The organism is Stutzerimonas stutzeri, from assembly GCF_024448985.1.
Taxonomy (GTDB): Bacteria; Pseudomonadota; Gammaproteobacteria; order Pseudomonadales; family Pseudomonadaceae; genus Stutzerimonas; species Stutzerimonas stutzeri_AP.
Genome location: NZ_JAMOII010000023.1, coordinates 47,388 through 56,134 on the forward strand (window position 1 = coordinate 47,388; position 8,747 = coordinate 56,134).

General features: G+C 59.5%; 9 protein-coding genes. 3 read left to right on the forward strand and 6 right to left on the reverse strand.

Features of this window, described 5'->3' with window-relative positions; all coding sequences use genetic code 11:
- Positions 1-12 precede the first annotated feature (12 nt).
- Positions 13-546 (reverse strand): cytochrome b, encoded by a 534-nt coding sequence (locus tag NA647_RS17765; protein ID WP_256058880.1) that lies wholly within the window; start codon positions 544-546, stop codon positions 13-15.
- 310 nt (positions 547-856) lie between these two features.
- Here NA647_RS17765 and NA647_RS17770 point away from each other — a divergent pair, with 310 nt between their 5' ends.
- Complete coding sequence (locus NA647_RS17770; RefSeq protein WP_256058881.1) at positions 857-1,630, forward strand: phytanoyl-CoA dioxygenase family protein; 774 nt, start codon at positions 857-859, stop codon at positions 1,628-1,630.
- A 106-nt stretch (positions 1,631-1,736) separates the two neighbouring features.
- Here the strand turns inward: NA647_RS17770 and NA647_RS17775 are convergent, their stop codons facing one another.
- The 3 genes from NA647_RS17775 to NA647_RS17785 form a co-directional block, all read right to left on the reverse strand.
- Positions 1,737-2,282: an ankyrin repeat domain-containing protein gene (locus tag NA647_RS17775; protein ID WP_256058882.1), complete on the reverse strand. Its 546-nt coding sequence runs from the start codon at positions 2,280-2,282 to the stop codon at positions 1,737-1,739.
- A gap of 79 nt (positions 2,283-2,361) precedes the next feature.
- Positions 2,362-3,906 (reverse strand): catalase, encoded by a 1,545-nt coding sequence (locus NA647_RS17780; protein WP_256058883.1) that lies wholly within the window; start codon positions 3,904-3,906, stop codon positions 2,362-2,364.
- Positions 3,907-4,072: 166 nt separating this feature from the next.
- Positions 4,073-4,753 (reverse strand): c-type cytochrome, encoded by a 681-nt coding sequence (locus tag NA647_RS17785; protein ID WP_256058884.1) that lies wholly within the window; start codon positions 4,751-4,753, stop codon positions 4,073-4,075.
- 298 nt (positions 4,754-5,051) lie between these two features.
- On the opposite strand from NA647_RS17785, the gene NA647_RS17790 reads away from it, so the two are divergent.
- A complete protein-coding gene (locus NA647_RS17790; protein WP_131650936.1) occupies positions 5,052-5,534 on the forward strand; it encodes an acyl-CoA thioesterase in 483 nt (160 codons plus the stop codon).
- Between the two features lie 156 nt (positions 5,535-5,690).
- Entirely contained in the window at positions 5,691-6,032 is a 342-nt protein-coding gene (locus tag NA647_RS17795; RefSeq protein WP_256058885.1) for a zinc ribbon domain-containing protein YjdM, read from the forward strand.
- Between the two features lie 138 nt (positions 6,033-6,170).
- Here the strand turns inward: NA647_RS17795 and speA are convergent, their stop codons facing one another.
- Positions 6,171-8,084: an arginine decarboxylase gene (gene speA / locus NA647_RS17800; protein ID WP_256058886.1), complete on the reverse strand. Its 1,914-nt coding sequence runs from the start codon at positions 8,082-8,084 to the stop codon at positions 6,171-6,173.
- Positions 8,085-8,202: 118 nt separating this feature from the next.
- Positions 8,203-8,574 (reverse strand): translation initiation factor Sui1, encoded by a 372-nt coding sequence (locus NA647_RS17805; protein WP_256058887.1) that lies wholly within the window; start codon positions 8,572-8,574, stop codon positions 8,203-8,205.
- Positions 8,575-8,747 lie beyond the last annotated feature (173 nt).

Genomic DNA, 8,747 nt, shown 5'->3' on the forward strand with positions numbered 1-8,747 from the left:
GATCCCGATCGGTCAACGCACCAACGGCAACATGCCCTTGAGCACGTCATCGCGGCGTATGTAGTGATGCCAGAGGGCAACGGCAGCATGGCCGAGGATCATCGCGAACAGCACGTATTGGCCGATCATATGAACGTCCTTCGCAAAGCTACGCATATCCGATGAGAACGGTAGCGGTCCGATCTCCACCAGCCAAAACAGGTTGATCGGCTTGCTGCCGAACAGCAGCCCGGAGATTGGCATCATCAACAACAGCAATAGATAGAGAAGCCCATGCCCCACCATCGCGGCGAGCTGCTGTGGGCGGGACTGCTCGGGTTCGAGCTGTTGCGGGGAAACCTTGCGGCCGCGATAGAACAAGCGCAGCAGCGTTAACGCCAATACCAGCACTCCCAGCGACTTGTGCAGAGTAAACACATTACCCTTGCCGCCGAGTAGCGATGCGAAATAGTCCGCGCCGTAAGGCAACGCAATGATTGCTAGCACCAGCAAGGCGCTGAACCAATGGAACATGATCTGTATGGGGGTGAAACGTGCGGTAGTCATCCAGGCCTCGTGAACATGCCAAGCGCATCGATGTGCAACGGGGAAAAAACGCGGCGATTCTCGCTCAAATGCCGCCGAGACCCAAGCCAGAGCGGTGTCGCGATGTGACCAGAATGTTTTCGGGCTAAAGCGAACCCGCGGACGTCGCTTGTGGCCACGCCCCGAAGTTCGCACAAGAAAGGATGTAGCCAGCGCGCCGCTTGTGGCAGCACACCTACCGCGACGACAGGTCATCGCAAGCAGGGGCCAGCATACGAACCCAAGCTTTCAGCAAACTGTCGATAGACTAAACAGCACCGAATCCATCGCCATGCCACTGACCCGCCTCGCCGCCGAACATCTGCGCGCCATGCAAACGCAAGGCTTCGTGCTGCTGCGCGGTATTTTGCAAACGCAGCAGATTGAAGATGTACGTGCCGCTATCGACAGCCTTGAACCGATCCACTGGGATTACCAGGGGCTGGTGGACGACCACTACAAATGCGTGTTCAACCGCGATCCGTTCTGGCTGAACTATCTCGATCTACCGGACGTCATCGAGCTGGCCGAAGCCTGCGTCGGCGCGGACTGCCATGTGATCGGCCAGACCGCCTGGCGCAGCCATCCGGGCTTCGTCGGTGGCGAGCTGCATGCCGATTACCTGGCGATGGAACTGCCGGAGAGCCTGCTGGCCGACCCCAGTTTCGAGCTACCGATGCAGGTATGCACGGCGCATATCTATCTCAACCGGATCGATGCTGATCTCTGCCCAACGCTGATCATTCCCGGTAGCCACCGCGCCGGCCGGTACCCACGCACGGGCGAAACCCACTGGCAGGGAAGGACGCCCGAACCGGTGCTCTGCGAAGCGGGCGACGTGCTGTTCTTTCGCAGCGATCTCTGGCACGCCGGCAGCCGCAATCGCAATCGCAATCGCACACGCGACCGCAGCCGTTATCTGGTGCAGGTGCACTATGGCCGGCGGATGGTGGCGCAGAAGTTTTCGCCCTACCTGCAATTCGCCTTCAACCCCGAGGTGCTGGCCGCCGCGACACCGCGCCAGCGACGTCTGCTGGGGGAGCATGAGGCCTCTGAATACGATTGAACCGCCCTTTCGCTCGAAAGCCGTAGGGCCGAACTTGTTCGACCTTCTCGATCTGCGGCCGAATAAATTCGGCCCTACAAATTGCGCACCCTAATAAGCCTGACGGTCATCGTGTGCGAATCTCGCCGCGCGCCAGGCTCTCCACGCTGTTGCCAAGCGGGTCTGTAGCGTCGAGATCAGCACCGCGTTCGCGCAAGGCGTCGAGCAGAGCCTTGCGCTGGAACAGAGCTGCGTACATCGCCGGCGTCTGGCCGGCGGCGTTGCGCTGGTCCGGGTTGCACTCGGTGGCCAGCAGACGCTTGGCGATGCGCAGCTCGCCCTTGAAGATCGCGCCCATCAGCGCGGTGTTGCCGCGCTTGTCCTCGGCGCAAGCATCGGCACCGGCGGCGAGCAGCTGCTCCACGGTGTCCGCGTGGCCGTTGTAGGCGGCGAGGATCAGGGCGGTGTAGCCCTTTTCGTCGGCGATGTTCAGGTCGAACCTCGCCTGGATGAACTCGTCGAGGATCGGGCTATCGCCGTGCCTCGCGGCGTCAAAGAAATAATCGCGCAGCTGGGCATGTACCTGTTTGGCGTCCGCCGCGACGGGCTCGCCCTGCGCCAGTGCATATTCACCGCCCAGCCAGAGGGCAGCCAGCAGAATCAGGTTTTTCACTGCGTTTCTCTTCATGCAAGAAGCCCGCGGCAGACGCCACGGGTTGGGAATGGCCGGCTGCGTGGGCCGGCCGGGTGCATCAGTCTTCCAGCTCGGCGGCCAGCGCCTTGACCTTCTGCAGGTCGCCCTTGGCCACCTTGGTCAGGCCTTCGCCGTACTCGGCATCAGCCTTGTAGAAGTACGACAGCAAGTGATGGCGCGCCTCCTCGTCGGTCTTGGCCAGTTCTCCACCGAGGGTAGCGATCAGGTCCTTCTGCTCCTTGGCGGTGAAGGAACGGAACAGCTCGCCGGTCTGCTTGAAGTTCTGCGTGCGGTAGATCGGTGCCTGCTGAGTCGCGCCCGACAGGGCCAGCTGGCTGTACAGACCGCGCGGTTCTTCCTCACGGTCCATGCGACGGCTCGGCTGGTAGTTAACGCTGCCAGTGGTCTTGCCACCGTTGAGTTGGCCGTCCTGGTTGCCGTTGTTGACCGGCGCCTTGGGCTGGTTGATCGGCAGGCTCATGTGGTTGGCACCGATGCGGTACATCTGGGTATCGGCATAGGCGAACAGACGGCCCTGCAGCAGTCGATCCTCGGAGGGCTCGATGCCGGGAACCAGGTTGGACGGCGCCATGGCGACCTGCTCGGTCTCTTGGAAGACGTTGTCCGGGTTCTTGTTCAGCACCATAGTGCCGATCTTCTTCGAGGGCACCAGCGCCTCGGGCCAGGTCTTGGTGGCATCCAGCGGATCGAACTCGAACTTCGCCAATTCCTCCAGCTTGACCACCTGCAGGTACAGGTCCCACTTCGGATAGTCGCCGTTGTCGATGGCGGTGATCAGGTCGCGAGTCATGTGGCTGTAGTCACGGCCCTGGGTTTCCTGCACCTGCTTGGGATCAAGGTTCTTGATGCCCTGCTGCGATTTCCAGGCAAACTTGACGTAGTGCACCTGGCCTTCGTCGTTGATCAGCTTGTAGGAATGCACGCTGCTGCCGTCCATGAAGCGGTAGCCGGCCGGCGTACCGTAGTTGGAGTACAGGCGGGTCAGGGTCTGGATGGATTCAGGGTGGTAGGACAGGAAGTCCATCCGCCGGCTGTCGTCGTCCAGGTTAGTGCGCGGGTCAGTCTTGAACGCGTGGACCATGTCCGGGAACTTGATGGCGTCGCGGATGAAGAAGGTCGGGAAGTTGTTGCCGACCAGATCCCAGTTGCCATCGGCGGTGTAGAACTTGGTGGCGAAGCCGCGCGGATCGCGCAGGGTTTCCGGGGAGTGGCTGTTGTTGGTCACGGCAGAGAAGCGCACGAACACCGGAGTGGTGGCGCCCTTGTCGAAGACCTTGGCGATGGTCAGGCCGGAAATGTCGGCGGTGGCAGTAAATTCACCGTGGGCGCCGGTGCCGCGGGCATGCACGACACGCTCCGGCACGCGTTCGCGATCGAAACGCTGCAGTTTCTGCAGCAGCTGCACATCCTGCAGTAGGGTTGGGCCGTTCGGGCCGGCGGTTTGGGAGTTCTGGTTGTTGCCGACCGGCGCGCCGTTGTCGCGGGTCAACGGAGCAGCATGGGCGGAAAGCGTCAGCAGGCTCGCGCAAAGCGCGCCCACTAGCGTGCGGGCAGGCAAGGCACCTGGCAGGTAACGATTCATCTAGTCGTCCTCTTCTCATTTTTGGATTGCGTCTGGGACGCGGCGAAGAGACTAGTGGCAGGCGCTGCGCAGCCGAAATTGAATAAGCGAAGCGGCGCTATAGGGAAATTATGGTTGTTTCGCAAGCGCAGGCGGTTCAGGCTCACAACGCAAACGGCAGACAAGTTCAGTGCACGTCCATACCCAGTAGCTGCGCATTGGCCTGTTGCTCTTGTCTTTCGCTCAGCTGCAGCTGCGTCAGATAGGCAGCCAGTGAGTCTATTTCCGCCTCGGACAGTTTGTCGGCGATGCCGATCATCACCGAACCCGCGCGGCTTGGCTCGTGGTTACAAAAATGCGTCAGCGCGGTGCGGATGTAGTCAGCAGGCTGGCCGGCCAGGCGCGGCATGGTCTCTCGACCTTCCGCATGTTCGCCATGGCAGCCGGTACAGGTGCGCTGGAAAAGTGTCGCACCCTGTTGGATCAGCGCCGCATCGCCTGCGCTCGCAGCAGGCACGACCTTCTGCTGACTAAAATAGATGGCGATGTTGACCCGGTCTTCAAGCGTCAGAGTCTTGGCCAGCTTCGACATTACGTAGTCGATACGCTCACCATTTGCGAACTTCTCGAACGACTGGAACAGGTAAACCGGGTTCTGCGAGGCCAGATTAGGAATGTGTGGCCGCCTGCTATTGCCGTCCTCACCGTGGCAGTAGCCGCAGAATAGGGCGCGCTCCTGACCGGCTGCATAAGCCTGCTGGCGCCGCTCGGTATCGGCCATCAGGTAGTTGAAGCGCTCCATCGCCGTCTCGTTGGAATGAGCAAATGAAGCGAAGCAGCTGAGCATTAGAACGGCGATAAAGCGCATGCGAAAAGTCCGGCACGATTAACGGGATGACTTGAATGCCGGGACTATAAGGAGAAAAACAGACGCGATACTGGCGCAAATCAATAAAGCACCATACTACGGGCCTAGAGCGTGAGCGCATTGAATTGCCTACAACACCAGTCGACTAAAAGAGCCTCCAGGAACTGCATCCAATGCTGCGCGCTATTGCCACATTGACCCCTCGAACAAAAACTGGAGGCAACGAAGCAAGCAATGCACACAGCCGCTTCGTATTCGACTAAAGTAGCGCCCCTTTTCGCCAGGATGAGCCGCGCACATGCTTGATGGACATGCCGAACTGACCATGACCGTATTGATGACCCCGGACAAGGCCAACTTCTCCGGCAACGTCCATGGCGGCACGCTGCTGAAGTACCTCGACGAAGTCGCCTATGCCTGCGCGAGCCGTTACGCCGGGCAGTACGTGGTAACGCTGTCAGTGGACCAGGTCAATTTCCGCCAGCCTGTACATGTCGGCGAGCTGGTGACTTTTCTCGCCTCGGTCAACTACGTCGGTACCACTTCGATGGAAATCGGCATCAAGGTCGTCACCGAAGACATCCGGCAAAAGACGGTTCGCCACACCAATAGCTGCTTCTTCACCATGGTCGCGGTCGGTGAGGATGGCCGTCCGGCCAGCGTTCCCCCTCTACAACCGCAAACGCCGGACCAAAAGCGCCGCTTCGCCCAGGCCCAGCAACGACGGCAAATCCGCCGCGAGCTGGAAGAGCGCTACCGTGCGATCAAGGACGATTACTGAGTTAAGCTCGCCTAATAGGGCCACTCCGTCGCTACTCAATGGCGGAGTCGGCACGCTTTCAAAATCCCACCCTGGCGAATCAGTGCTGCGTCCGCGCCTGATGGAATAAAACCTTATACACTTCGCGGCTTTTCCCTTTCCAGTAGAGGACTCGCCGTGAGCGCTTTACCACCCTGCCCCCAATGCAGCTCCGAATACACCTATGAAGACGGCCAGTTGCTGGTCTGTCCAGAATGCGCACACGAGTGGTCGGCCAACCCGGTGTCCGCCGCTGACGAAGACCAAAAGCTGATCAAGGATTCGGTGGGCAATCCCCTGCAGGACGGCGATACCATCACCGTCATCAAGGATCTCAAGGTCAAAGGTTCATCGCTGGTGGTGAAGGTCGGCACCAAGGTCAAGAACATCCGCCTGGTCGACGGCGATCATGATATCGACTGCAAGATCGACGGCATCGGGGCGATGAAGCTGAAGTCGGAGTTTGTTCGTAAGGTTTAGAGCAAAGCCGAAAGCTTCGCCGCAAGGGCCGGGCCTTTTAAAATCGATGCGGTATGCACTTTGGCTTTGACCCTCGGCGCGATGCCTTGGGCCTTACCGGCAGTTCTACGGCCCGCTACGCCGAAGCGGGCCCACAGCTCAAGGCGTGAGATAAGACGAGCGCGTCAGCCCCAGTCGCAGCGCATCGATGTACTGGGTACGCTCCTTGGCGCTGAGCCGGGCGCTGGAAACCTTGTCACGGTAGTAAGTCATCAGCTCTTCTGGCGACAGGTGCACGTAGCGCAGCATGTCCTCAATGGTGTCGTGGGTCTCGATGCCGGCGTGGTAATAACTCCCATCCTCGCGCTGGTAGACGTTAACCGAATCGGTATCGCCGAACAGGTTGTGCATGTCGCCGAGAATTTCCTGGTAGGCACCGACCAGAAATACGCCGAGAAAGTACTCCTCCCCCGCCTGGATCTCATGCACCGGCATACTGTTCTCGATGCTCTGCTCATCGACGTAGTGCTTGATCTTACCGTCCGAATCGCAGGTCAGGTCCTGCAGCACGGCACGGCGCACCGGCTCTTCGCTCAGACGCTGTAGCGGCACGATCGGCAGAATCTGGTCGATCGCCCAGGTATCCGGCAGGCTCTGGAACACCGAGAAGTTGCAGATATACTTGTCTGCCAGCTTGTCGTTCAGCTCGTCGAGTACAGCACGATGGGAACGCTGGCGCGCCTTCAGCTGGTTGTACAGGCGACGGCAGATAGCGAAGTAACTTTGCTCGGCCAATGCCTTCTGCGCCAACGACAGCTTGCCGGACGCATACTGCGCCGCAGCCTCGCTGATGTAGTGAGTGGCGCGCCAGTAGGTTTCGGTGACCATCTCCGGGTCGGTCGGCCCGAGCAGATCGGCCAGCGACTGGACGATATCGGGCAGTTCATCGTAGTTTTCGATGGTCGGCGCCTCATCGTTGTGGCGCTCGAAGTCGGTCACCTGCATCACCAGCACAGCGTGGTGCGCAGTCATCGCCCGGCCACTTTCGGAGAAGATATGCGGATGCGGCAGCTCCTGCCGGTCACAGAACTCCTTGAGCATGCCGACCACGGTGCCGGCGTATTCGTCGATGTCGTAGTTGATCGAGCTAGCGTTGCGCGAATGGGTGCCGTCGTAATCGACCCCCAGACCGCCGCCGACATCGATATGGTCAACCGGCAACCCCAGCGCACGCAGCTCGGCGTAATACCGAATGGCTTCCCGGAAACCTTCGCGATAATCGGCCAGGTTGGCGATCTGCGAGCCCATGTGGAAATGTAGTAACCGCACTCCCTGCTCGACGCCTGCGACGCGGAAGCGCTCGATGACGGTCAGCAGCTGAGCGGCCGACAAACCGAACTTGGACTTTTCACCGCCAGTGTCTGCCCACTTGCTTGAGGCCAGCGAGGACAACCGCACGCGCAAACCAACCTGCGGAACGAGCTTCAGCTCGGCGGCTTCTTCGATGACCAGCCCTACTTCGGACATTTTCTCGATGACGATGAAAACGTTGTGCCCCAGCTTCTGCCCCATCAGCGCCAGGCGGATGAATTCACGATCCTTGTAGCCGTTACAGACAATGGTGCCACCCTTCGGGGCGAGCGCCAGCACAGCCATCAGCTCAGGCTTGGAGCCGGCCTCCAGACCGATGGCAACGTTCTGCGTGGCGATGATGTTTTCCACCACAGCTTCCTGCTGGTTGACCTTGATCGGATACAGAGCGGTGTATTTGCTTTGATATTCGAGGCGCTCGATGTTGGCATCGAAGGCACCGGTCAAACGACGCACACGGTCCTGCAGAATATCGGGGAAGCGCACCAACAATGGCAGGGTCAATCCGGCATCACGCAACTGTTCGATCAGGCCGGTAAATTCGATGGGCTCCCCGCTGGGCCCCTGCGGGCGTACTTCGACATGGCCGTCGTCACTGATCGAAAAGTAACCGGCACCCCAGTGACGAATACCGTAAACACTACGACTATCCGCTGCGGTCCATTGGCTGCCGTCATCTTTACGTGTGCGTCGTACGGGCATCTAAGCCTCCTGAGAAATGGATTACCTGCCGAGCGTAGAACACGACAGAGAGCTATCCCGATTGGACAGCCGGTGCGCCAAGAAATAAGCACAAGACATAAATAGATGGGTATCTAACTCAGCCGCCGGATTTTTTTGCCTTGAATCCGCGCTTAGACAGTTCATCCAGTAGTAACTGAACATGATCGCCCTGAATCTCGATGATCCCGTCCTTGAGCGCGCCGCCAGTGCCACAACGACGCTTGAGCGCGCTAGCGAGCTCCTTGAGCTCCGCTTCCGCAAGGAGCACGCCGGCAATAGTCGTCACGATTTTGCCGCCGCGCCCTTTGCTCTCCCGGCGCACGCGGGCGATGCCATCACCTGCAGGAATCGCCTGTTGCTGGCAGATACAGTCACCCAGCGGCTGATTGCAGTCGGGGCAATGACGCCCTGCGTCTGTGGAAAACACCAGCCCGCCAAGACCGGAAAGCGATGTGGTTTTCTTGGCCACGCGCGAACCTCTTAAACAAAAAACGCAGCCCAACACACCGAGACCGCTAAAGTTCGTCAATTTAGCAGCAATTGCATTACTCTCGAAGAGGGATTGCTCGCGTCAAATTGCGAACAGCTTTGAGACAGTGGAATGGTTTCTCAAGCGTCACAATCCGAACAATCAGCACCTGT

What these genes read in the sequence shown, in the direction of transcription:
- NA647_RS17765 (WP_256058880.1), bottom strand. Translation starts at nt 546, where the DNA reads ATGACTACCGCACGTTTCACCCCCATACAGATCATGTTCCATTGGTTC.
- NA647_RS17770 (WP_256058881.1), top strand. Translation starts at nt 857, where the DNA reads ATGCCACTGACCCGCCTCGCCGCCGAACATCTGCGCGCCATGCAAACG.
- NA647_RS17780 (WP_256058883.1), bottom strand. Translation starts at nt 3,906, where the DNA reads ATGAATCGTTACCTGCCAGGTGCCTTGCCTGCCCGCACGCTAGTGGGC.
- NA647_RS17785 (WP_256058884.1), bottom strand. Translation starts at nt 4,753, where the DNA reads ATGCGCTTTATCGCCGTTCTAATGCTCAGCTGCTTCGCTTCATTTGCT.
- NA647_RS17790 (WP_131650936.1), top strand. Translation starts at nt 5,052, where the DNA reads ATGCTTGATGGACATGCCGAACTGACCATGACCGTATTGATGACCCCG.
- speA (WP_256058886.1), bottom strand. Translation starts at nt 8,084, where the DNA reads ATGCCCGTACGACGCACACGTAAAGATGACGGCAGCCAATGGACCGCA.